The 24,574-nt window shown below is 37.4% G+C and carries 18 protein-coding genes; 15 read left to right on the top strand and 3 right to left on the bottom strand.

What is annotated here, in order from left to right; translation table 11 throughout:
* Positions 1-28: 28 nt before the first annotated feature.
* The gene (locus I6E80_RS12605; protein ID WP_076924485.1) at positions 29-1,654 is read left to right on the top strand and encodes a methyl-accepting chemotaxis protein; all 1,626 of its coding nucleotides are present in this window, start codon (positions 29-31) and stop codon (positions 1,652-1,654) included.
* Positions 1,655-2,084: 430 nt separating this feature from the next.
* On the opposite strand, the gene I6E80_RS12600 is transcribed toward I6E80_RS12605, so the two are convergent.
* Both I6E80_RS12600 and I6E80_RS12595 read right to left on the bottom strand, forming a co-directional pair.
* The gene (locus I6E80_RS12600) at positions 2,085-2,492 is read right to left on the bottom strand and encodes a phosphate ABC transporter substrate-binding protein (protein ID WP_197185674.1); all 408 of its coding nucleotides are present in this window, start codon (positions 2,490-2,492) and stop codon (positions 2,085-2,087) included.
* Between the two features lie 12 nt (positions 2,493-2,504).
* Complete coding sequence (locus tag I6E80_RS12595; protein WP_197185673.1) at positions 2,505-3,635, bottom strand: porin; 1,131 nt, start codon at positions 3,633-3,635, stop codon at positions 2,505-2,507.
* A 454-nt stretch (positions 3,636-4,089) separates the two neighbouring features.
* On the opposite strand from I6E80_RS12595, the gene I6E80_RS12590 reads away from it, so the two are divergent.
* From I6E80_RS12590 to I6E80_RS12565, 6 genes are all read left to right on the top strand, one after another.
* On the top strand, positions 4,090-4,560 hold the full coding sequence (locus I6E80_RS12590; protein WP_076924483.1) for a hypothetical protein: 471 nt from the start codon (positions 4,090-4,092) through the stop codon (positions 4,558-4,560).
* A gap of 53 nt (positions 4,561-4,613) precedes the next feature.
* Positions 4,614-5,090 (top strand): hypothetical protein, encoded by a 477-nt coding sequence (locus I6E80_RS12585; protein WP_024597953.1) that lies wholly within the window; start codon positions 4,614-4,616, stop codon positions 5,088-5,090.
* Positions 5,091-5,150: 60 nt separating this feature from the next.
* A complete protein-coding gene (locus I6E80_RS12580) occupies positions 5,151-5,849 on the top strand; it encodes a molecular chaperone (RefSeq protein ID WP_024597954.1) in 699 nt (232 codons plus the stop codon).
* Positions 5,850-5,923: 74 nt separating this feature from the next.
* Complete coding sequence (locus I6E80_RS12575) at positions 5,924-6,565, top strand: hypothetical protein (RefSeq protein ID WP_231616785.1); 642 nt, start codon at positions 5,924-5,926, stop codon at positions 6,563-6,565.
* 2 nt (positions 6,566-6,567) lie between these two features.
* On the top strand, positions 6,568-8,976 hold the full coding sequence (locus tag I6E80_RS12570; protein WP_197185671.1) for a fimbria/pilus outer membrane usher protein: 2,409 nt from the start codon (positions 6,568-6,570) through the stop codon (positions 8,974-8,976).
* Complete coding sequence (locus tag I6E80_RS12565; protein WP_197185670.1) at positions 8,966-9,817, top strand: hypothetical protein; 852 nt, start codon at positions 8,966-8,968, stop codon at positions 9,815-9,817. Before I6E80_RS12570 ends, I6E80_RS12565 begins: the two co-directional genes overlap by 11 nt.
* Here the strand turns inward: I6E80_RS12565 and I6E80_RS12560 are convergent.
* Entirely contained in the window at positions 9,807-10,397 is a 591-nt protein-coding gene (locus I6E80_RS12560) for a LuxR C-terminal-related transcriptional regulator (protein WP_024597700.1), read from the bottom strand. The two genes, I6E80_RS12565 and I6E80_RS12560, sit on opposite strands and share 11 nt — an antisense overlap.
* 409 nt (positions 10,398-10,806) lie before the next feature.
* On the opposite strand from I6E80_RS12560, the gene I6E80_RS12555 reads away from it, so the two are divergent.
* The 8 genes from I6E80_RS12555 (at position 10,807) to I6E80_RS12520 (ending at position 24,561) form a co-directional block, all read left to right on the top strand.
* Positions 10,807-13,029, top strand: a complete 2,223-nt coding sequence (locus I6E80_RS12555; protein WP_024597699.1) for a TonB-dependent receptor — start codon at positions 10,807-10,809, stop codon at positions 13,027-13,029.
* Between the two features lie 265 nt (positions 13,030-13,294).
* Complete coding sequence (locus tag I6E80_RS12550; protein WP_197185669.1) at positions 13,295-14,416, top strand: 4-phosphoerythronate dehydrogenase; 1,122 nt, start codon at positions 13,295-13,297, stop codon at positions 14,414-14,416.
* Between the two features lie 48 nt (positions 14,417-14,464).
* Entirely contained in the window at positions 14,465-15,481 is a 1,017-nt protein-coding gene (locus tag I6E80_RS12545; protein WP_197185668.1) for an aspartate-semialdehyde dehydrogenase, read from the top strand.
* A gap of 354 nt (positions 15,482-15,835) precedes the next feature.
* On the top strand, positions 15,836-20,650 hold the full coding sequence (locus I6E80_RS12540) for a FimV/HubP family polar landmark protein (RefSeq protein ID WP_197185667.1): 4,815 nt from the start codon (positions 15,836-15,838) through the stop codon (positions 20,648-20,650).
* A gap of 153 nt (positions 20,651-20,803) precedes the next feature.
* Positions 20,804-21,601, top strand: a complete 798-nt coding sequence (truA, locus tag I6E80_RS12535) for a tRNA pseudouridine(38-40) synthase TruA (protein WP_007584098.1) — start codon at positions 20,804-20,806, stop codon at positions 21,599-21,601.
* Positions 21,602-21,741: 140 nt separating this feature from the next.
* Positions 21,742-22,617, top strand: a complete 876-nt coding sequence (accD, locus tag I6E80_RS12530; protein ID WP_007376856.1) for an acetyl-CoA carboxylase, carboxyltransferase subunit beta — start codon at positions 21,742-21,744, stop codon at positions 22,615-22,617.
* Positions 22,618-22,642: 25 nt separating this feature from the next.
* Positions 22,643-23,908, top strand: coding sequence for a bifunctional tetrahydrofolate synthase/dihydrofolate synthase (folC, locus tag I6E80_RS12525; RefSeq protein ID WP_197185666.1), 1,266 nt, complete (start codon positions 22,643-22,645; stop codon positions 23,906-23,908).
* A gap of 11 nt (positions 23,909-23,919) precedes the next feature.
* On the top strand, positions 23,920-24,561 hold the full coding sequence (locus I6E80_RS12520) for an SPOR domain-containing protein (protein ID WP_024600092.1): 642 nt from the start codon (positions 23,920-23,922) through the stop codon (positions 24,559-24,561).
* Positions 24,562-24,574 lie beyond the last annotated feature (13 nt).

The raw sequence follows: 24,574 nt of genomic DNA, 5'->3' as shown, positions 1-24,574 counted from the left end.
TATAGACAATAAAATAAGGTAGCACAGTATGGCTTCAGGCTTCTCTTTTCAAAACCTAAGCATAACAAAAAAAATACATGCAATAACATGTATTGCGGTTGTGGCTTTTGTAGTGATCGTATTGATAAACTATTTAGCTATGAATGATAATAAGGTTTCTCTCGATGAAATGAGTAACTCATCGTATAAAGTTGTAAAAATAACGTCGCAAAACGTAGGGCTTTTAGAGAAACTTGATGAACTTTATACCCAAGCTGTTACGTTTGGTGAGCAAGACCTTATAGTTAAAGCAGATGAGGTATATCAAGCTTTAGAGTCTAATATTGCATTAATAACGCAACTTAATAACTCCTACATTAATAACGATATTATTAATGAGTTGTCAGATTATGAAAAAATATCCTCAAGTATTGCTACAGGTATGGTTAACGGTACAGCTGATTTTAGTAAGATTCAGCAACAAGCGCAGCTTAAAACAAGCTTATATGGATCTGTTTTAGAAAGCTTTAAAGGCGCTCAACAAAAAGCTGATAATCGTTTTTTTGAACTGGTTGCCAACACTAAAGCGCGCTCTGATGAAGCATTAACTCTAATGTTAGCTGTATCCATTATTTCATTAATTTTATTATTGTTTATGGCTATTTGGATTGCTAAGAATATAGGTTCATCTGCTAGTGATGCAGCTAACAACCTTAGTTTATTAGCAAGCGGGAATGGTTCTTTAAGCACCCAACTATCTGTTAATTCAGAAGACGAGATTGGCCAAGTTTCTATTAATTTCAATGCATTTATTTCCTTGCTAAGAGAAACGGTTCTTGAAGTTATTGCTGTATGTGAGCCTTTAATGGAAAACTCAACACGACTAGTTCAAGGTATGGAACAAGCTGAGCGTGCTACAACAAAACAAACCACTGATGCTGAAATTGTTAAGCAATCTATGGAAGAAATGAAGCAGAGTGTTGGTGACATATCAGAATCTGCGGCTAACGCTTCTCACGCTGCTGAAACGGCCGAAAAAGAAGTTGAACAAAGTCGTACACAAGTGCAAATGTCAGTTACCGCCTCTCGTACGCTCAGTGATGAAATTAATCGAGCTGCAAGTACTATCAATAAGCTTGCGGACGATACAAAAAATGTATCTCAAATTTTGAATGTAATCACGTCTATTGCAGATCAGACAAACTTACTTGCCCTTAATGCTGCTATTGAAGCCGCTCGAGCAGGTGAACATGGAAGAGGTTTTGCGGTAGTGGCTGATGAGGTTCGTGAACTGGCTTCTCGCACTGCACATTCTACTAATGAAATACGTGAACTATTGGGGTCATTAACGACTGCCGCAAATGAATCTGTAGCAGCTATGACTTCAGCACGAGATATGGCAACAGATAATGCTACAGCCGCAGAGAAAACAGGTATTTCAATAGAGAAAATCGCAGAGCAGATGTTAGAAATTAATGGTATGAATTCGCAAATAGCAGCAGCGACAGAGGAACAAACATCCGTTGCAGCTATGGTAGTAGATAATGTGTCAAATATGCATGTATCGTTCGAAGATACTATGGACTCATTACTTGCTGTTCGCGACGTAGCCAAAAACCTTCACTACCTATCAGACAACCTATTAGATGCAACAGCTAAGTTTAGAATTGAGTAAAGCTTAGTACTGAGTCAGTATAAAAATCTACCCAAGGGTTGATGCCAGTTAGTTAACCGCTGACTGGCTTTTTTTGGATATTTGACATACCTAGTTTATGCTCACCCTCGCTTTATTAGTAATATGTGATGCTCTACTTTAGCTTACGATTACTCTATTTATTTAGGGATACTCCCTGAGTTCTCAATAAACATAGTCTGAATTAAGTTAATAATATTAATTACACACGTCGCAACACTCAGTTCACAGAAGTCTTCTGAATTGGGTACGTAGCTATTGGCTAGATGAAGTGTTGTAGTGGGTTGGAAAAGAAAAGGCTTCTGAATAAATTCAGAAGCCTTTATAAACGAACCAGAAGGCCGGTTTATCGATTAGTTAAATACTTATCAACCTATCTGCATTAACCTCTGGGGTTATATCAATTTTACTGCTAAAAAGTAGCAATTACTTTAACTTTATCGGTCACTTTAGCGCTATCAACATAGCCAATAGCGTCGTTATTAGCGGCAACAAAATCAATAACAGCTTGGTCAGTTGTTAGTTTTTCAGGTGGGGTACCTTTACCTGTAAATACAAGCTTTGACCAATATGCATTTAACTGACTGCTAGACTTACCCACTACTTTGTCGTTAAATTCATCGGCTACAGATGTACCGTCTTGATTTATAGGATTAACTCTATCGCCATTACTAAATGACTTACTTTTTCCCAGATAAATCTTTTTTATTGTGTCAGCATCTACAGAGCTAGCATTGCTTGGATTAATAATCACAGCAACTTCTGCAAATACATTAATTGAGCACAATGAAAGTGCACTTACTAAAATTAATTTTTTCATCATAGGCTCCAATTAAAAGACAAGATCTACACCGACAGCTACAACATCCGTCTCTGTATCAGTTATGTCATCTTCAAAACGACTAAAGTCGATCTTGAAAGCAGCGGAAGGATGAAAATCATAACGTGCACCAATTGTGTATACGTTACTTTGTGCACGAAGACCTTCAAGAGCACCATTTACAGCTGAATTTAAGGTTGGTATTGACTCAATGGTATTAAAACGTGATGAGTCATGTTTGTCATCATTGTCTTCATAAGTAAAATGAACAATTACACTGTCAATACGGTAACCAACTGATGCGTAATACTGTGACTGTTCTGGTAGTATACTGTCTTCAACCTCAAATTGCGTATATTCGGCATCAAACAAAAAGTTTTCATAATCAATAGAAAAACCAACGCCAACGAAGCTCGTTTTATCTTCTTCAGTGATTAGGTCATTCGCAGTATTAGTTAAGCCACTATCAGACAATACACTTACGAGACCAATTAGGCCGCTATCCTCTGATGAAATGCTAGTGTCGGCCACAATGTATGCAGCTCGCGCACTGAACCAGTCGTATGATAGACTCCAGTTTATACCGCCTAAATTATTTAATTCAGCAGGTAATTCTGTTCCAAATACATCAATATCACCATCGAATGCACCATAAAAGCCTTGAAGCGTAGAATCCCAATCACCCAATTGAGAGCTGTAAACTACACTAACTCCTTCATAAGTTGAAAATGGGATACCGTATACTGATTTTGGCGGACGTACCCAGCGATAAGCATAACCTACATCCAAGAAATCAGAGTACTTGTAAAAAGGAACACGCATTTTACCAGCGCTAAATTGCAGTTCATCGCTGTATTCATAAGTAACGTATGCCCATTCGAATCTAGCGTCAAAGTCATCCTCTCCACGCGCAATAATTTGAGCCGTAGCTGTTAGCTTTTCATGTAGGTCTGCAGATAATTGTAAAGCGAATTTACTCTCATTTTTAAAAGAGATATCGTCATCATAGCCGTACAAAGTACTGTCACTATCCAGACTTTTACCACCGACAATTGATGCAAAACCATTAATTCTTACCTCAGCACTAGCATAGCTAGATGCTAAAACTGCACATACAGCCACTGCTACAGATAGCTTTTTCATATGTTGTTCCTATTTGTTATTTAAATGTTGATTTCTTTATTAGTATAAGTGCATAACGAGTATTTATCTAATAAACAGAATGGTTTGAGGTGTTTATTTAATTTTTAATCAATATTATTTTGTTTTTTAATTAATCAGGTGCGAATTTTTGTGTTTAAAAATGTTTAGTACTGGGGTTGAATATAAAATATACGCCTGATAATTCTTGTTTATAACGTCTGAATGTAACTCACAGGCCGTAACTATTACATTTACTGCTATATAGATTTGTTAACATCTAATTATAAGTGTTTTGCATAAGTTATTTAGTTTAAATGTTTATATTTTATATTGTTGTATAGTCGAAATTATCAATAAGTAAAGCTAGACATAAGCAAATAGAAACTTTCTAAACGGTGTTTTTATCATAGGATTACTCCTGTCTTAGCGAGGTTGTTCAAAGGAAATGGCGCTGATGAAGAAGCTAACTTGGTTTTTATTATGCTGCTTTGCAATGAATGCATTCAGTAACGATGAAGTAAGTTTAACTCTGGTAGGTCATATCTCACCAGTGTGCGGCTTTACTACTCAAAATAACAACCTACGTTTTTCTTCAGATGGCCTCGCGAGTACAAAGCTAGTGATTAATTGTAATTCACCTATGCGAGTATCAATGCAATCTGAAAACGGTGGCCTGCGCCATCAGCAAAGTACTCAAATAAATTCTTATAACCTAAATTGGTCAATAGAGGGGGTTTCAAGCGACGTTTCTGCAACAGCACTTGAGCTCAAATCTATGTACAATTTTGACGTTAATGAGATTTTATTTAACAGCGTAGCTAAATTACAACTAAAACTAGATGAGCCTTTAATTTATGCCGGAAGTTACCAGGATGTGCTTCGCATAGAAATGACACCATCGGTTGTATCTGGTGGAGTTTGGTAAAACACTAACTATTAAATATAAACAAATATGTCACATGGATAAGGAATATTAAAATGAAAAAGTTAATCGTGTTATCAGCAATCGCAACTCTAACATCTGGCGCAGCATTTGCTGAAAATCTAAATGTAGGTGGTGCAGTGTCATCGGTTTGTGGAGTGAGCAACATTAACACTACACAATTCTTTCAAACATTATCAAATGGTGCAACTAAAAATGTAGGTTTTGATTTGCAGTGTAATGATGTTGATGGTGCAACAATGTCATTAACAACATCTGAAGGACATTTACAAAATGCTGACCATGAAGATCGTGGTGTCGGCTACACAGCCAAGTTAACTGCAGGAACATTTGATTTTACGCTTTCAGCTGAAAATGGCCAAAATGATCAGTCTGAATCGCAAAGTCAGCCTGGTTCGCCAACGCTTGCTGCCGGAGGAGTCGCAGGTAATATTTTACTAACTGTGACGCAAGCCCCTGTTTATGCAGGTACTTACGCAGATACGCTGATGCTAGCAATTACAGCTAACTAATCATTCAGTATATTAAAAGGCAGTAGCTACTGCCTTTTAATTTATTAAGAGGGACTTTATATGCGCTATCTATTTTTAATTGTTTTTTTACTTACTTCATACTCATCACAGGCTTTTCAAGTAAAGCCAATGGTCGCAGAGCTTGAATCATCAGGTAGCCAGTCACAGCAAACCATTCGCATATCAAACCCTTCAGATAGCCCTTTAACTATCGAAATATCAGCTTTTGATTTACTAATTGCTCCTAACGGTGATGAAGCATTAAAAGCGAACGAAGATGACTTTTTAATTATTCCTATGACTACGATTATACCGTCCGGAAAGAGTCAATCAGTAATTGTTCGATATATTGGGGAGCCAATATTAGAAAATTCGAAAGCGTACCGTATAGCCATTGATCAGGTATCTGTTGATTTAGAGAAAGCGGGGCAATCAGGCGTTGGTATGTCAGTTAGCTTTAGGACTTTGTTTAATGTGGTGCCTAAAGGTGCTGAGGCAAAATTATTAATTAAAAATAAACGCCAAGTAGATACAGAAACATGGAATGTGCTTCTGGAAAATACAGGCAATAAATATATTCGCTTATCGCAGGCACAGTGGCTTATTAAAGGCGATGATCAAGAGCTATTATTAGAAGGTGCTGAATTGAGTAAAGCATTGACTGGAAAGATTTTATTACCAAAATCTAGCCGTGAGGTCTCAATAAAAATTCCAACAAAATTTAATGCAGCAAGCAGTGATCTAGAGGTCAATTTTTAATGCTGCGGATATGCAGTTACTTTTTTATATATATAATTGTAATTGCACCTGTTTTTGCTGTAGAGGTAACGCCTATGGTGGTTACTTTCTCTCCTGATAGTCGTTCAAGTAACGCTTCTAGCTTGGTCCATAATCAATTACCAAGAGACATTGCTTTTGATATTCAAATTTACGAAATTGACTTTTCTCAAGGCACGCCTAAATTAATTTCTTTAGATGACTCTCCATTGTGGGTTTTTCCTCCATCGCTATTTTTGCAATCAGGGCAAAGCCAACAGTTGCAATTTAGATGGTTAGATAAAAAACTTCCTAGTACAGATAAAAGCTATCAAGTTAGTTTGATTGAGCAGCCCATTGCAAATCAGTCTATAAATAAACAGTCACAACTTACGATGTTGTTAAATGTAAATTTAATTGTTCATTTGGATCAACCTAGATTAGTTCCTAAACTGATTATAAAAGAACCTCATGTTGAGGATGGCTTTATCGTCACTGAAGTATTAAATGAAGGAAAAGGGGCTGGACGATTAAGTGATTATGAAATAAAGATTACTAAAAATAAAACCTTGAGCGATCGAATTTTAAAAGATCAATTAAAAGCAAACGGATACGATGTTTTTTTTGCTCCTAATAGCACCAGTGTCATAAAAGTCCCTATTCCGCAATCTTTACAGAGAGGAAGTTTAAATCATTTACGTTTAGTGCTGGCTCGCTAGTTATGCGAGTTTTATTATGCATATTTTTATTGAGCTTTACTCAATTATGTTACTCAAAAATTAACCCGTCTAAAAGAACCATCGAACTCAGCGTTGAAGCAGAACTGAATAAAAATGCTATTGGTAAATTAACTCTCGCAGTTGATCCAAATGATAATCTATCACTTAAATGGAGTGAAATTAAAGTTTCATTCGAACGACTTTTATTTTCAGAAGATTTTGATTCTTTAGAGTCTAAAGTTCATAAGAATATTGTTGATACAAAAGCATTAGAGTCATTTGGATATAATATTTCATTCGATATGAGTGATTTTAGCTTAGCAATATCAGTACCTCTTACTCTGACTCGCCCTCAGCAGCTAAGTTTAAAATCTGATTCAAGGAATTTAACAGCATCCGAACCCGCTAAACTAAGTGGGTTTATTAATGCTTATTCAAGTTATTTTTATCAGCAAGATAAAAGCGAGGACACAACAGATGAGCTTTTAGCTATTCGCTCTGAAATGGTAGTGAGCTGGGAAGGGTGGGTTTTAGAAAACGAAGTTGAGTATTTATCTGAAGTAGCCCCTACTTCATCAAATATTAGGCGCTTAGGTACTCGTGTAATACATGACCTACCGCTCAGTGGGCTTCGTATATCAATTGGTGATAATTATAGTTCAGGTAGTTATTTTCAATCAACAGCACGGGTACTCGGTTTGTCGCTTTCACATGATTTTTCGCTAGTTTCTGACAGACCTATCAGGCCTAGCGCTTCACGTAGCTTTACCTTAGAGAGTCCATCCTCTGTAGAGGTGTTAGTTGGCGAGCGGATAGTACAAAAGCTTAACTTAGCCGCAGGTATATATTCTCTTGATGATATTCCCCTTACTGAAGGAAGCAATAATATTACTCTGAGGATCACTGATATAGCAGGAGTAGTCCGTTTTGTTGATTTTGATGTAACGACCGGTTTAGATCTTTTTGCTCAAGGGCAACTTGAATATGAGTTTCATTTAGGTGTTCCTTCACGCTTAGGTAGTGAGCTAGATTATGATTACGACGAGCCACTAGTCAGCTTTTATCTTGATTATGGTATTACACCTAGCTGGACAGCTGGTGCGGCAGTGCAAGGTGATGAGTATTCTCAGCAGGTTGGTTTTAAAAATATTTATGCAGCTAAAATTGGACAGATTGCGTTTGAAAATGCGATAAGTTTCAATGAAAAAACAGGCCATGCCTATCGCATTGTTTATAGTAACTATAGAAATCATAGTGATAATAACACTGATATTACGGTGGGTTATGAATACTCATCAAGATATTTTACTGGCCTTGGTTATCGGCCTGATTCTCAATCTAGTTCTCGCTTAAGAGAGCATTATATTCAGGCTAATTATAGTTTTTTTTGGGGAGATAATACGCAAACATCTTTTTTTACAAGCTTATCAAGGTCATATGATGAAGCTCAATTTGATAAATCAATTGGGGTTAGTCTTTCTGGTGAGATCGATAATAGCCAATGGAGATATAGTTTAGGTGGGCAGTGGGAGGGTCTCGCTGAAGAAAGTCAATGGGATGTAAGGTTGTCTGTCACTTATAAGTTTTCTAATACTCGACGGGCTAAATTATCTCATCAATCTAGGCGTGACAAAACACGTTTAGAATTCTCTCAAGATAGTAATCAGCGCTATGTTGGAGCTTTGAACATAAGAGCTGGGCTTGGAAAAAATGATCTAAATGAAGCCATTTTTGATTTAAATACTCAATATAATGCGAATCGTTTTGTTATGAACTTTGATCATGGGAGTTTTTATGAGCAATTTAATGAGGACTCAGCTTACCATCAGAGCCGATTAAGCTTGGCGTCAAGTATAGCATTTGCAGATAAGAGTTGGGCTGTTGGGAAACCCATATACGATAGCTTCGCTTTAATAAAACCTCACTCTAGCCTTAAAGGAAAAAAAGTTATATTGGGGCAATATGAAGATGTATATAGAGCAGATAATGAAGACTTCGAGACTATTTTATTAAACGATATAAGTTCATACGCCTCGACCAACGTTGCAGTCGATATTGACAACTTAGCGCCAGGGTATGATATAGGTTCTGGTATTATTACTCTTTATTCACCTTATCGAACGGGCCATGCAATTACAATAGGGACTGCTGCTAACATATCAGTCATTGCAACGTTGTACGACCAACAAAAAAAACCACTATCGTTACAGGTTGGAACAGCTATTTGTTTAGATAATAGTAGCAAGAAAGAGCATACATTTTTTACGAATAAAAAAGGACGATTTGCATTAACAGGTTTAACCGCCTGTAATTATGAAATTACACTTAAGAATGCAGAAAAGTCACATTTTACGATTGAAGTATCTGAAGGTGAGCAATTACAGCGCAAAGGAGCTATTTATGTACAATAAAAAAGTAAGTTTATTATTGGGTGGTTTAGCACTATTTATTTTTACGCCTTTAATTCATGCACAATGTGTTGCTAGGTTCGATAAGGTTGAACATATTTATGATGATTTTGAAAGCTACCATGCCTTACAGCAAGTAGACTCTAAGAAAGAGCTACGTATAAGCGTTATTAATGATGAGAATTGTCAATTACAGCTCTTGATTACAAGTGAGAACCAAGCTCAGTTAAAAGGGCAATTTCAAAGTGTTCCGTACCAAATGCAAAGTATACCGAGTCAGTTAGTAAGCATATCAACTTTAAAGTTGAGCTTTACTAATTCTTCGACGATATTGTCTTTACTAATACCATCAGGAACGCCTATTAAAGCTGGTGTTTATACAGATAGACTTCAAATGAAATTATACGACCAGGGGAGCAAGTTGTTAGATGAACGAGAATATAGCATTCAAGAAAATATTGCGCCTAGAACAAGTCTTTCTGTACTTGGGTATAATACATTTTCAAATACTATTAATTTGGGAGAGTTAATTCCGGGTAAGGAATACACTATGTTACCTAGCTTACAAGTTGTTACTAATTCAGATATTCAATTATCTGTAAGTTCAGATAATAATGGTAGATTAATACATAGTCTCTATAGAGATAAATATGCAATTAATTACAGTCTAGATCTGGCAGGAAGTTGGCTTGAACTAAATAACGTATCACAACATAAATTCTCATATTCAGGGCAGACCGTTTATTTATTACCTTTAAAAATTCAACTAAATGATTTTGAAAGGCAAGCTGCCGGTGAATATTCAGATACAATAAGGTTTCAAATAAGCCCGCTTAACTATTAATTCTATTTAAGTTTTTTTGACACCAAAGTAATGCTTGTTGCTTGTTCTTCACAGCAATCTTTTGATAAACCTTGTGTAAGTGCACGCGAACAGTAGCTTCACTTATAAATAAAGTGTCGGCAATTGCACTTGAATGTAAGCCAGAAAATAATAAGTTCAATACTTTCATTTCTTTACATGTTAAATTGTTGGATTGCAGTGTGGTTTGCTGTTCACTCGCTAGCATTTGTCTCATCCAACCGTCAGTTACAGCACGTGGAAACCAAAGTTTTCCTTGCTCTATAGCTTCTAACCCTTGCTGAAATAGTACCTCGTCAGTACCTTCATAAAACAACCCTTTTAAATTAGGCCATTCTTTTAATGCGAGTACATCTCCGTCTTTGGGTACGTCAAAAATAACGAGTCCTTGATGACCGTTTTTTAGCATAAACTGATTTATAAGTTCATAATTGGTAATGACGTTTAAAGCTTGATAATTAACGAGTAGGACGTTGAAGTCAGCTGCAACACAAAAAAGTGAGGTGTAATTTGAGTTGGTGAAGCATTTTGGGCTTTTATCTACTGTATTTACAATATTCATAATATTCTATCCATAGATTACATTTTAGTACTATATTCTTATTTTTAGTTAATTTCAATGATAGGAGAATGTGTTTTAGCTCTTTTTTTATACACTAAAGTGCATGTGTATAGTACATTTTATGTGTTTTTTAAAATTGTATTTATGCGATTTTTTGTTTTAAAACAGCTTTTTAGTGAGGTTGATATTAATGTTCTTTATTTGTGATAATCCACCAAAAACTAACAATGTCTAAATCACTTTTATTCTTTATACATTCATTCAAATAATTTATACATTTCTTCACAATTCTGTCATATAATACCCGTCCAGAGGAAAGGTGCTATTAAGCATCTTTTTTTATGCCTGAATTTTATACTCTTAAGTATAAATGCATAACTAAATCATCCGGTATCCTTTGGAGAATATTTTGAAATTACGTAACCTCTCACAGTTAAGCTTAGCAATTCTTGCTTCACTCACTACCTCTGTAAACAGCGAAGAAGCTAAAACAACAGCTAAACAAGACGCATTTGAAAAGATAGAAGTCACAGCTCGTAAACGTACAGAGAGCCTGTTTGAATCTCCAACTGCTATCACGTCAATTGGCGCTAATCTAATTGATAAAGCCAATATGAGTAACCTAGAAGATATTGGTAAATATGTTCCAAATTTAAATATTACCCGCTATGGCGTGGGTAATTCTGCGCATGCGTCTGTATTTATCCGCGGTATAGGCTTGCAAGATCATATAATAACTACCGATCCGGGTGTGGGTGTTTATCTTGATGGTGTGTACTTAGGTCGTCAAATGGGTTCTAACTTATCATTACCTAATGTTGAGCGTGTTGAAGTGCTTCGTGGCCCACAAGGTACTTTATATGGTCGTAATACATTAGGTGGCGCTGTAAATGTAATTACCAAACAACCTGGTGATGAAGGTATTGTAACTACTACAGCAAAGCTGGGGAGTCGTGGACGTATTGCGGGTGATGTTTATTTTAATAATTCACTAACAGATGATGTAAGTATGTCTGCAAGTGCATCGTACAAAACACGTGATGGCGTGGGCGAGGCAGTTAATTTAGCAAACCCAGAAAAAGAAATTGGTGAAGAAGAGGAGTTTAGCGGCCGTGTTGCACTTAAATGGCAAGCAAATACCGACTTAGCATTTACTTTTTCTTTAGATGGTGTCGATAACGAATCTGGCCAATCGCCCTATACAATTGAATTAACTGATCCGCTAGATGCAAGCGATGTGTTTAATGGAGATTTCCCATTATTGACTCAAGATTTAATTCCATCAGACCCTGATGATTTAGGTACAACCGTTGCGGGTATTGAATCTACCTCTTACTCAGGTTGGGGCACTTCGTTTTCAGCCGATTGGGCAATTAACGATACTTATACTACTAAGTTTATCTCAAGTTACCGTACATCTGAGTATGAAGGTGGCCTAGATGATGATGCATCACCTTTAAACTTGTCTGAGTTCCCAGAGGAGGGCGGTGCTGATCAATACTCTTTTGAAGTTCAGCTAAATGCAACATTCGATAATATGGACTTTGTATCTGGTCTTTACTTTTTTAATGAAGATGGCTTTACACGTTCAGGCCCGTTTGTATTTAGCCCATTTAATACACCTAATGGCTTGTTGAATGATGGTGTAACAGAATCATTTGGTGGTTACGGTGAATTTGAAATTAACCAAGAAACTAATTCGTATGCAGCATATATAAATGCCAGCTACGATTTAACTGACGATTTAACGGTTGGTGGTGGCCTTCGTTATTCAAAAGATAAGAAAGATGCAAATGCTATATTCCCATCATTTCCAACTCGTAAGTATGTAAGTGCGGATTTTGATGCAGTTACGTGGGATGTAAATGCATCTTATCAGCTTAGCAATAATATGAATGTGTATGGCCAGGTTCAAAAAGGTTATCAAACAGGTGGTTTTCCACCGCGTCCATTTGGTGGACCAGATCAATTTGTATCGTTTGACGAAACAAAAGCGGTTAACTACGAAATGGGTTTAAAAGGCCAAGTACACGAAAATGTATCTATGATGCTTGCGGTATTTGTGACTGATTACACCGATTTAGCATTACCGTTTTCAGATCCAACAGCGGGTGGTGGCTTTGTAACAATTGTAGAAAATGCGGGTCAATCTAAAGCGCAAGGTATTGAACTTGAAACAACCGTTGCTATTACCGATGACTTTACTATTCGTAGTGCAGTTGGTTATTTAGATTCTGAAATAACAGAAGTTGCTGAGGGCGTACAAGGCATAGGTAAAGGCGATTCACCAGCACTTACACCACGCTGGACTGTCATGGTTGCACCTTCTTACTTTATGGATTTAGAGAGTGGCGCAACACTTGCGTTTAATGCTAATTATTCGTATCGCAGTGAAATGCAAGGTCAATCAGTTTACAACCAAAGTGAGACTATTGATTCTCGTGAATTAGTTGGTTTTAATATTTCGTACACTAATCCATATGGCGATATGGAAGTTACACTGTATGGTGAAAACGTTCTAAACGAAGTTTACGATGTTGGTCGTCTACAACAATCAGGTTTTGTTGGTGTAATGCGTAGTAATGACCGCAGCGAATTTGGTTTAAAATTCAAAAAAGATTTTGAGCTATAAACTAAAATCAAGTAAATAAAATTCAATGTAATTGAAGTTTATTTTTCATAATAAAGGCCGAATCATGCTGTGATTCGGCCTTTATATATTCAATAGTAAAATTATTATCCGCATAATTTAAATCCCTAATTTAAATTGCTGATTTAAAACAATCAACATAACCACTTTTAAGTATTTGTATCAGCTTAAATGCGCCTTTTTAGTTTGTGTAAAGGCTTGGTTGTTCGTTACAATGGCGCCACTTAATTGCCAAACGGACTCAGTGATGAAAATTCTTGCCGATCAAAATATGCCTTTAGTTGAGCAGTACTTTGCAGACTTTGGTGAGGTTGAGCGTTTTGATGGTCGTAAATTAACGCCTGAACAATTAATAAATGTAGATGTACTCCTTACTCGTTCAGTGACTAATGTTAATCATGAACTATTGGCACAAGCTAACAAGCTGCGCTTTGTGGGGACTGCCACAATTGGCATTGACCATATTGATACGCAATTACTACATGATAGAAATATTGCTTTTACCAGTGCACCTGGTTGTAATGCCGTTGCTGTAGCTGAATATGTAATTAGTAGTTTATTTGCATTAAGCCAAGAAAATGCGCGCCCATTATGTGGTCAAACAATTGGTATTGTTGGTATGGGTAACATTGGCACGTGTTTGTCGCAAAAATTAAAAGCATTAAATGTCGACGTACTGCTGTGCGATCCAATTAAGCACGAAAAGGGCTTACTACAAGAGCATGTAGCGCTTGATGAGTTATTAGCGCAATCAGATGTTGTTACTTTTCATGTTCCACTTGTTATAAGTGGCGAGCACAAAACGCTGCACATGATGAATAAAGAGCGATTAAAAGCACTTAAGCCAGGACTCACGCTAATTAACGCAAGCCGAGGCGATGTAATTGATAATCAAGCTTTGCTTGAGGTAATGGAAGCTGGGGCTGATTTAGATTTAGTACTTGATGTATGGGAAAAAGAGCCCAATATTTTAACTGAATTACTAGAGCATGTGCGTTATGCCAGTGTGCATATCGCAGGGCATACACTTGAGGGGAAAGCACGAGGTACACAAATGTTGTATCAAAAATTGTGTGACCTAAAAGGTGTAGAGGTGAGTAAATCGTTGGATGATTTTTTACCAATGCCTGCTATTACAAATGCAACTGTCACGCAAAGCCTTAATGAGCAAGATATTGCCCGTTTGGTGCATTTAATTTATGACGTACGCCGCGATGACGGAATTTTACTTCGTCATTTAGAAGGTGAGGGCTTTGATAGTTTACGTAAAAACTATCCGGTAAGGCGAGAATTTAGCACCTTATTCCTACAAGGTGATAGCCCACAACTAGCAGCACTTAGTCAACTTGGCTTTAGCATAGCTAAATAATTATTTAACTAACGATGTTGTTTTAATGTCGTTTATAGAGGAAGAAATATGTCGCAAAAATATAACGTTGCCGTACTTGGCGCTACTGGTTTAGTAGGCCGTCAAATCATTGAAACGCTAGCAGATCGTAAGTTTCCTGTCGATCAGCTTTTTTTACTTGCGAGCAGCCGCAGCGCAGGTGAAGACATAAAGTTTCGTGGTGAGACCATTGAAGTACTTGACGTTGAAGGCTTTGACTTTAGCCAAGCGCATATAGGTTTGTTTTCTGCTGGTGGTAGTGTATCTGAAAAATATGCCCCTATTGCTGCTGATGCCGGCTGTATTGTAATTGATAATACATCGCACTTTAGAAATGATTTTGAAATCCCGCTAGTGGTGCCAGAAGTTAATGCTTCAAGTCTAGCTGATTTTAGAAACCGTAATATTATTGCTAACCCTAACTGTTCAACTATTCAGATGATGCTAGCACTTAAACCAATTTATGATGCTTATGGAATAGACCGTATCAACGTATCTACTTACCAAGCTGTATCGGGTGCAGGTAAAGAAGCGGTTGATGAACTTGCAAAGCAAACAGCTAATTTGATGAATGCACGCCCTATGGACAATAAAGTATTTCCAAAGCAAATTGCATTTAACGTTATTCCTCAAATTGATAGCTTTGAAGATAATGGCTACACGCGTGAAGAAATGAAAATGGTAAATGAAACTCATAAAATTTTGGGTGATACCACCATTGCAGTAAATCCTACATGTGTACGTGTTCCCGTATTTTTTGGTCACTCAGAATCAATTAATATTGAAACGCGCATGCCTTATGACTTTGAACACGTTAAGCAACTTTTAAAAGACGCGCCTGGTGTTGAGCTAATTGATGATGAAGGTGATTACCCTACAGCAGTGTCTGACGCTAGTGGTAACGATACTGTTTATATAGGCCGATTACGTGCTGATATTTCTCATCCTCATGGATTAAACATGTGGGTTGTAAGTGATAACACTCGTAAAGGTGCTGCAACTAACAGTATTCAAATTGCAGAAGAGCTTATTGCTAATTACATATAATAGTTAATAGCGTTGAACACACTTGAGAAGCGGTAAACATTATTTGTTTGCCGCTTTTTGTTTATAGAGCTTGTCAATTTTTTGCCGTTTAATTCTAAAAGTATATAAACTGATTGATAACACTCAATAAATTAATATTTATAAAGATGTTTTAAGGCATTTATTTTCAAGGTGTTGCGATGGATATTAAGCCCTAACTGGTTTATAGTTTGTAATTGGAATAGAGCTTGCAATAAAAATAGATTGTAATAATAAATGCGAGTCAGTCATTTGGCTGATAACAGCAATAATCAACAATATTTATGCACTTAAGCTTTAAGTGTTTTGTTAATATTTAAATATTAAAGGATCAGCATGCGCGGTTTAGTTACACTTATTATATTAGCGTCTGCATTGATAGTAACGCCAGTTTACTCTCAAGACAGTACCCAATTAAAGGGGCCTAAAGGCGTTGACTATGGTGCGCAAGGGCGATCTATTGGGCCAATTAAACCAACTGATACACTTTGGCGTATAGCGGCTAAAGTGCGCCCAGATAACTCCGTCAGCATTTATCAAGTTATGCAGGCCTTGTATAACAAAAACCCCAACTCATTTTTAGAACAAAATCTTAACCATATTCAAAATGGTGCCTATTTAAAAATCCCAACTTTAGCCGAAATAAAAGGTGTAAATACACAGCTTGCAAAGCAACGTTCTGAGCAAGATGATGCATTATGGGAAAAGAAAAAAAATGGCACACTTACGCAAAGCGAAATTACCTCAGCGCAAACAAAAGTAACTCAAGCTCGTAAAGTCGACGTAGACGATGCCAAAAAAGAGATACAGAAAGAATTAAATGAGATAAAAACAGAGCAAGGTACCAAGCTGATTGAGTTACAACAACAGTTTAAAAACTCTGTAAGTAATGTAGAAGAAATTTTAGTTGAAAATAATAATCTTAAAAAACAATTATCAGGAATTTCAAAAGAGCTCGAAAATTTACGTTTACAACTGGGACAAGACAGCGAAATTCAAAATCAATTAAAAGAACTAATTGTTAAGCAAAACGAGATTATTGCACAACAAAAAAAACAAGAGGTAATACCAAAAGAATCGTTTGATTTAAGCTCATTATTTTCAAATCCGATAGTGCTGGGTTTATTAATGTTTATCCCTGGGCTACTGATTATTTTTGCAATTGTTATGTTTTTACGCAAACGAGCAAGTAATCAAGAAGAGCCACAAAACGATGATGACTTTTTACCACAAACTCCAATTTACACTGGCGATGATGATTTAGGCCCAAGTTTAAATGACGATCCAATTGTACCCGACCCTTTAGATGACTTGAGTGTTCAACTTGATGATAGTCTCGAAAATGATATGTTGCCTGATGATGATTTAGATGACGGCCTAGATGATTTTTCAGGTGGTGAAAATTTACTCGATCAGGATGAGCTTGAAAGTCTACTAAGTGATGACATTGTTTTTGATGATGAAAATACCGATGACGATGATGAACTCGATATTTTTATGCAGCAAGGGTTTGATCAACCTTCAGATGAAAACGCTGAAGATATTGATTTAGACTTATCTGATGACTCAATAAACAATGATGAAATTCTAACTAATGACGATTTAGATAGCTTGTTTGATGAAGACGATAGTCTACCTGAGTTTGATGCACCGCAAACAAGCGAAGCTTTAGAGGATGATAGCTTAGAGTCTCATGATGAAATGGCGGCTTTAAGTGAGGAGCTTGCAGATGATGATAATTTTGATATAGATGAATTATTAGATCAAACATCAACAGAATTAGATACCTCAGATAACACTTTAGATGAACTTGATTCAAGCGACGACTTTGATTTAGATGATATAGATAGCTTAATTGATGAAGCGAATGAACCAAAAAGTGATGTGGTAGATGACTCAATTGATGCAGAGTTACTCGACAAAAATGAACTTCTAGAAGAAAACGACAACTTTGATTTAGACGACATAGATAGTTTAATTGATGAAGCAGCAGTTGATGCTGTAGATGGTTCATTAGTTGAGGAAAGTGACGACTTTGATTTAGACGACATAGATAGCTTAATTGATGAGGCCGCAGTTGATACAGCAGATAAATCTTTAGTTGAGGAAAGTGACGACTTTGATTTAGACGACATAGATAGTTTGATTGATGAGGCCGCAGTTGATACAGCAGATAAATCTTTAGTTGAGGAAAGTGACGACTTTGATTTAGACGACATAGATAGTTTGATTGATGAGGCCGCAGTTGATACAGCAGATAAATCTTTAGTTGAGGAAAGTGACGACTTTGATTTAGACGACATAGATAGTTTGATTGATGAGGCAGCGGTTAATACTGCAGATGACTTATTAGTTGAGGAAAGTGACGACTTTGATTTAGACGATATAGATAGCTTAATTGATGAGGCCGCGGTTGATACTGCAGATGATTTATTAGTTGAGGAAAGTGACGACTTTGATTTAGACGATATAGATAACCTAATTGACGATGAACTAAAAAATTCAGATGTAAGAGATTCAGAAATTGATAATGCATTGGCAGACTCAGTTGAGGATTTAGCAGATGCTCAAGAAGAATTAAATGTTGATGATATTGAGTCGCTTGCTTCATCATTAAATGAAGAGCCCGAGCTTTACGATGAGCCTGAACTTGCAGAAGAACCTGAGCTTGTAGAAGAACCCAATCTTTTAGAAGAACCTGAGCTTGTAGAAGAGCCCGAGCTTGCAGAAGAACCTGAAATTTTAGAAGAGCCTGAGCTTAACGATGAGGCAGAGCTTGCAGAAGAGCCTGAGCTTTTAGAAGAACCTGAGCTTGTAGAAGAACCTGAAATTTTAGAAGAGCCAGAGCTTAACGATGAGCCAGAGCTTGCAGAAGAACCTGAAATTTTAGAAGAGCCTGAGCTTAACGATGAGCCAGAGCTTGCAGAAGAGCCTGAGCTTGTAGAAGAGCCCGAGCTTGCAGAAGAGCCAGAGCTTAGCGATGAGCCGGAGCTTGTAGAAGAACCTGAAATTTTAGAAGAACCTGAAATTTTAGAAGAACCAGAACTTGAAGAAGAACCTGAGCTTGAAGAAGAGCCAGAGCTTGAAGAAGAGCCAGAGCTTGTAGAAGAGCCTGAAATTTTAGACGAACCTGAGCTTGAAGAAGAACCAGATCTTTTAGAAGAGCCTGAACTTGAAGAAGAGCCCGAGCTTGCAGGAGAGCCTGAGCTTGCAGAAGAGCCAGAGCTTTTAGAAGAACCTGAGCTTGTAGAAGAACCAGAGCTTTTAGAAGAACCAGAGCTTGAAGGAAAGCCTGAACTTTTAGAAGAGCCTGAGCTTATAGATATTACCGTAGATGATTTTTCAGACACATCAGAGTCGCTTCTTGATCCTGAAGATGCACTTGAAGAATATACAGATGATACTTTAAAGAGCGTTGATGAGCTTTTAAATGAGCTGCAGCAAACTACAGATGATGATTATTTAGAAACACCTGATTGGTCTTTAGACGAGCTTGATGATGATCTTGAAGAAATAGAAGTAGACCTTGGTGACGATCCGCTAGCAGGCGACGATGACTCAGATATTACAAGTACTGAAGATCAGCTTGATAGCGAGCTTGTAACGCCAAGTGAAGAACTCGATGAGTACCCTGAACTTGAATTAGACGACGCTCAACCATTATTAGAGAGTGAGCCATCGTTTGAGTCGCAAGAACCCAAAGAAGAAGCATTAGATGATGAAAATGCAGTAGCACTTAGTCAAACAGAGAAAGATCTTGCAAATGCGCTTATGGCAGATGGTGATTTAGATAGTTTAGAAGATGATTTTGATGATGAACTATTAATTGATAATAACTTCTCTGAATTAGAAACTGAGATTGAAGATGAGTCACTTGATGATGAATTACGTCAAAAAATTAATGATGAGGTTGATTCTGTTGAACCACCAAGTATAGAAGATGACACCAAACCCCTTAACCTTGATGAAGTTCAAGAAACATTAGAAGGTGAGTTGCCATTTCCCCCTGAAGAATTACAAGGGGATGATTTAGATGGCGAGGCACCGGGAATAGCTTCTAGTCAGGCTGAGCAAGATTTAGCAAATGCGCTTATGACAGATGCTGATTTAGATGGTTTAGAAGATGATTTTGATGATGAACTATTAATTGATAATGACTTCTCTGAATTAGAAACTGAGATTGAAGATGAGTCACTTGATGATGAATTACGTCAAAAAATTAATGATGAGGTTGATTCTGTTGAACCACCAAGTATAGAAGATGACACCAAACCCCTTAACCTTGATGAAGTCCAAGAAACATTAGAAAGTGAGTTGCCATTTACCCCTGAAGAATTACAAGGGGATGATTTAGATGGCGAGGCACCGGGAATAGCTTCTAGTCAGGCTGAGCAAGATTTAGCAAATGCGCTTATGACAGATGCTGATTTAGATGGTTTAGAAAATGATTTTGATGATGAGATTTTAATTGAAAATGATTTTTCTGAATTAGATGCTGAATTTGACGAAGATAGTTTAGAGCAAGCGCTAACTGATGAGTTATCAGACGAATCGCAAGAGCAAACAAATGTAGAGCGCGAAGCACAGTTAACAAGCTTAGATGAAGTGGGTAGCACTGATATTAGCTCTGACGACGAACTTGATGAAGAGTTTATGTCAAATTTAACGCAAACTGATTTTGATTCATTACTTAGTGAGTTAGCAGAGCCTGAAGAGTTAAGTGTTGATGACAGCAGTGAATTTGATGTTGACTTTGACAGCTTGTTAAAAGAAGACTTAGAGACAGATGACCCATTAACTACAAAAGAGTCACTTGTTGAAAGTAGTGATGTTGAGCAGTTTGATAATGATGAATTTGTAGATATTGATTCATTATTAGAAGAAAGTGACGACGCTGAACTTGAACATGAACCTTACACCGACGTTAATATGGATGTCGGTTTGAGTGAGTTTGATGCATTACTTGCCGGTGATAATCCGACGGATGTTGATGCTGAAAGTGGTGGCTACTCAGCTAAACTTGATTTAGCGCGTGCCTATATTGAAATTGATGATTTTGATTCTGCGCTTAAAGTCATTGAGGATGTCATTAACAAAGGTCCTGAAGAAGTTCAAGAGGAAGCACTTAGCTTAAAAGCTAAACTAAAATAAAATAATTAAAATGTTTATAAGAACCCGTATCTGGCTCAGCTAAATACGGGTTTTTTTATGTGTATTGGTTTGATTACGACAGGTCTCCTTTTATTGCATCGTTAGATAGCATAAAATGCCTCGTTCATTAGCACAGTAGGTAAAACGGTAATTATGCGAGTAGCACTTGGAGTTGAATACAACGGCGCACGTTACAGTGGTTGGCAGCGTCAATCACATGTAAATAGCGTACAGCAAGAAGTAGAAAAAGCGTTGTCGCGTATCTGTAATCATCCTGTTGAGGTTATATGTGCAGGGCGTACAGATGCTGGTGTGCACGGTACAGGCCAAGTAATACACTTTGAAACGCAAGCCGATCGCGATATGGTCGCATTTACACTAGGTATGAATACTTTAATGCCTAAAGATATTGCTATTCGCTTTGCCCAACCGGTTGCTGATGACTTTCATGCCCGTTTTAGTGCTACAGCCCGTCGTTATCGCTATGTTATTTATAACTCCCCCCTACGAGGAGCTGTATTAAACGAGGGTGTTACGCATTTTCATCATCATCTTGATGAAACAAAGATGCAAGAGGCGTGTCAGTATTTAATAGGTAAACACGATTTCACCTCTTTTAGGGCTATACATTGCCAAGCGAATACACCGACAAGAACAATTCATCATCTGTCGGTACAGCGCCAAGGTACTTACGTTATTATTGATATTAAAGCGAATGCATTTTTACATCATATGGTACGTAATATCACAGGCAGCTTAATGGATGTTGGTTTACATAAACAACAACCTATATGGATAAAAGAGCTACTTGATTGTAAAGAACGCGCAAAGGCCAGTGCTACCGCTAAGGCCGCTGGTTTGTATTTAGTGGATGTTGACTACCCTGAGCAATTTAATATTCCTCAAACACCTTTAGGCCCTTTATTTTTGCCTGATATAGATGTGGTATAAGTACTTTTTATAAGCACTTTGAACTACTAAGACCAGTTTTTTATACCGCGTTAGTGTAATTCATGTTTTAATTGAAAAAATTTGTCTGCTAATTGCTATTAGTAGGCTCGCGACACAGAACAGTATTAAGAGAGTTGCAAATGAGTTGGCTAGAAAAAATCTTACCTAAAACGACAAAATCATCAGGTCGTAAAGAAATCCCAGAAGGTGTTTGGGCTAAGTGTACATCGTGTGATTCAATTTTATATAAAGCTGAATTAGAAAAGTCATTAAACGTATGTCCTAAGTGTGACCACCACATGCGTGTTAGTGGCCGTAAGCGCCTAGAGCACTTTTTAGATGAAGGTGATCGTCAAGAGCTTGGTACACAACATGAGCCTAAAGACATTCTTAAGTTTAAAGATTCTAAAAAGTACTCTGACCGTATCAGTGCAGCGCAAAAAGCAAGTGGTGAAAAAGATGCACTTGTAGCTATGAAAGGCCGATTAAAAGGTATTCCGGTAGCAGCGGTAGCATTTGAATTCTCATTTATGGGGGGGTCAATGGCTTCTGTTGTTGGCGCTCGCTTTGTTGATGCTGTTGATCAATGTTTAGAGCATAACATGCCGCTTATTTGTTTTTCTGCATCAGGCGGAGCACGTATGCAAGAAGCGCTTATGTCGCTTATGCAAATGGCTAAAACAAGCGCTGCACTTGCAAAAATGACTGAAAAAGGTCTTCCATTTATTTCAGTAATGACCGATCCAACAATGGGTGGTGTATCGGCATCACTTGCTATGCTGGGTGATATTAACGTTGCTGAACCTAAAGCGTTAATTGGTTTTGCAGGTCCTCGTGTTATTGAACAAACTGTTCGCGAAACATTACCAGAAGGTTTTCAGCGTAGTGAATTTTTGCTAGAACACGGTGCAATTGACATGATTATTGACCGCCGTGAAATGCGCGATACCCTTGCACGCATTTTAGCTAAATTTATGAACTTGCCTTCTACGGAACAAGAGCATAGAGTAGCGTAAATTTCAGCTTTACTGATTACACGCTATGACAAAATCAATTCCTAGCCAATCATCAAGCCTTGATGATTGGCTTTTTTATTTAGAAAGTGTTCACCCAGCTAACATTGCAATGGGGTTAGAACGAGTTGCTAATGTTGCCAACAATATTGGCCTTTTAAACACCCCAAGTAAAATTATTCTTATTGCCGGTACAAACGGTAAAGGCACCACTGCACGTTGCTTAGAGTCGCTATTGCTAGCGCAGGGGTTTAGCGTGGGTACTTACGCATCTCCTCATTTAATTCGTTATAACGAGCGTGTACGAGTTAATGGCGAAGAACTGGCAGACCAATTCCATATAGATGCTTTTCACCAGCTTGAGCAAGGCCGTAAAGACACTCCTCTTACTTATTTTGAATACGGTACTTTGGGTGCGTTGGCAATTTTTAAACGCTGCAGCGTCGATTATGTATTACTAGAGGTGGGTCTAGGTGGGCGCTTTGATGCTACAAATATAGTAACTCCCTTTGCAAGCGTGATCACCACCATCGATTTAGATCATAAAGAGTACCTAGGTGATACACGAGAGTTAGTGGCTTATGATAAAGCCGGTATTTTTCGTGAAAATACGCCTGCTATTATAGGAGATTTAAATATTCCTCACACAATGACTGATTATGGCAAAGAAATTAATGCCAATATGACGTTGTCGGGCAGTGACTTTATTTTCAAAGAAAATGCTGAGAGCTTTAATTGGCAATATAAAGAACATAATCTTGAAATAGATAAGCCAGCAATACCATGTCAAAATGCAGCAACGGCGTTAACTGCACTAAGTGTTTTAAGCTTATTACCTAGTGAGCAAGTCATACGAAGTTGCCTCGCTAATTTAGTTGTAGAAGGGCGGTTTCAGCAGTTAAGTACTGAGCCTTTAGTCTTTACCGATGTAGCACATAACCCTGAGTCGGCACGTTATTTAGCCAATAAGTTATCAAGCTATAAAGATAAAGGCTTTAAAATTCATGCATTAGCCGCTATGCTTGCTGATAAAGATAAAGCAGGTGTACTTAAAGAAGTAAGTCACTTGGTCGATGAGTGGTCATTAGCTAGTTTAAGTGGCCCCCGAGGCGACACTGCAAGTAATTTACAAAATGCGCTGCAGGGTATATCTCATCATAATACTATCAATAGCTATGATAGTGTGGCACAGGCACTAAGTGTAATTTTACCAAAACAACAAAGTGATACTATGTTGATTGTATTTGGTTCATTTTTTACAGTGGCCGGCGCTATTAATTACTTTAAAAAATAGAGAGGATGTCGGTGAACTCAAGTTTTATTAATCGCTTAGTCGGAACAAGTATAGTAGTGATCGCAGCAATTGTGTTTATCCCTAATATACTCGATGGCGAAAAAGTGCATTATAAAGAAGGCTTTAAAGCGATTCCTGATAGCCCTGAGTTCAAAACAATCGATCTTCAAGAGTCAATTGATGAAAACATGGCTAATGCTGAACCACTAAAACAAGATGAAATTGAAGATATTCAAGCTGATGATGAAGCTTTTGAGCAGCAAAATGCTATGGATGAGAGTGACTACGCTGTAGAGAATAAAGTTGTTGAAGCGACTATTGAACCTAAAGCTACACCAATTACAAAAGCGCCTGTTCAAGCTAAACCAAAACCTATTGCGCCTCGTAAAAGTGATGAAAACCTAACAAGTATGGCTTACGTTATTCAATTAGGTAGTTTTTCACATGTTGCAAATGTAAAAGCATTACAGGCTAAATTAAAAGTTGAAGGGTTTAAAACATTTACTAAACCGATTAAAACCCCAAATGGGACGTTAACCAAGGTATTTGTTGGTCCTTCGCTTGATAAAAATGAATTACAAAAGCAGCTTCCCCAGCTGAAAGAGCTTACTAAATTGAATGGTAAAGTTACGCAATACGAAGTTACAAAATAATTATAAAGAGGCT

The sequence above is a fragment of the Pseudoalteromonas sp. NSLLW218 genome (assembly GCF_015864775.1).
Classification (GTDB): domain Bacteria; phylum Pseudomonadota; class Gammaproteobacteria; order Enterobacterales; family Alteromonadaceae; genus Pseudoalteromonas.
The sequence above is the reverse complement of the archived record's forward strand: the minus strand, read 5'-3'. Positions and strand labels throughout refer to the sequence as shown.

Coding starts and splice junctions, on each gene's coding strand:
- I6E80_RS12570 (WP_197185671.1), top strand. CDS start 6,568: ATGCGAGTTTTATTATGCATATTTTTATTGAGCTTTACTCAATTATGT.
- I6E80_RS12550 (WP_197185669.1), top strand. CDS start 13,295: ATGAAAATTCTTGCCGATCAAAATATGCCTTTAGTTGAGCAGTACTTT.
- I6E80_RS12545 (WP_197185668.1), top strand. CDS start 14,465: ATGTCGCAAAAATATAACGTTGCCGTACTTGGCGCTACTGGTTTAGTA.
- I6E80_RS12540 (WP_197185667.1), top strand. CDS start 15,836: ATGCGCGGTTTAGTTACACTTATTATATTAGCGTCTGCATTGATAGTA.
- I6E80_RS12580 (WP_024597954.1), top strand. CDS start 5,151: ATGCGCTATCTATTTTTAATTGTTTTTTTACTTACTTCATACTCATCA.
- truA (WP_007584098.1), top strand. CDS start 20,804: ATGCGAGTAGCACTTGGAGTTGAATACAACGGCGCACGTTACAGTGGT.
- I6E80_RS12590 (WP_076924483.1), top strand. CDS start 4,090: ATGAAGAAGCTAACTTGGTTTTTATTATGCTGCTTTGCAATGAATGCA.
- accD (WP_007376856.1), top strand. CDS start 21,742: ATGAGTTGGCTAGAAAAAATCTTACCTAAAACGACAAAATCATCAGGT.
- I6E80_RS12585 (WP_024597953.1), top strand. CDS start 4,614: ATGAAAAAGTTAATCGTGTTATCAGCAATCGCAACTCTAACATCTGGC.
- I6E80_RS12600 (WP_197185674.1), bottom strand. CDS start 2,492: ATGAAAAAATTAATTTTAGTAAGTGCACTTTCATTGTGCTCAATTAAT.
- I6E80_RS12595 (WP_197185673.1), bottom strand. CDS start 3,635: ATGAAAAAGCTATCTGTAGCAGTGGCTGTATGTGCAGTTTTAGCATCT.
- I6E80_RS12560 (WP_024597700.1), bottom strand. CDS start 10,397: ATGAATATTGTAAATACAGTAGATAAAAGCCCAAAATGCTTCACCAAC.
- I6E80_RS12575 (WP_231616785.1), top strand. CDS start 5,924: ATGGTGGTTACTTTCTCTCCTGATAGTCGTTCAAGTAACGCTTCTAGC.
- I6E80_RS12565 (WP_197185670.1), top strand. CDS start 8,966: ATGTACAATAAAAAAGTAAGTTTATTATTGGGTGGTTTAGCACTATTT.
- I6E80_RS12605 (WP_076924485.1), top strand. CDS start 29: ATGGCTTCAGGCTTCTCTTTTCAAAACCTAAGCATAACAAAAAAAATA.
- folC (WP_197185666.1), top strand. CDS start 22,643: ATGACAAAATCAATTCCTAGCCAATCATCAAGCCTTGATGATTGGCTT.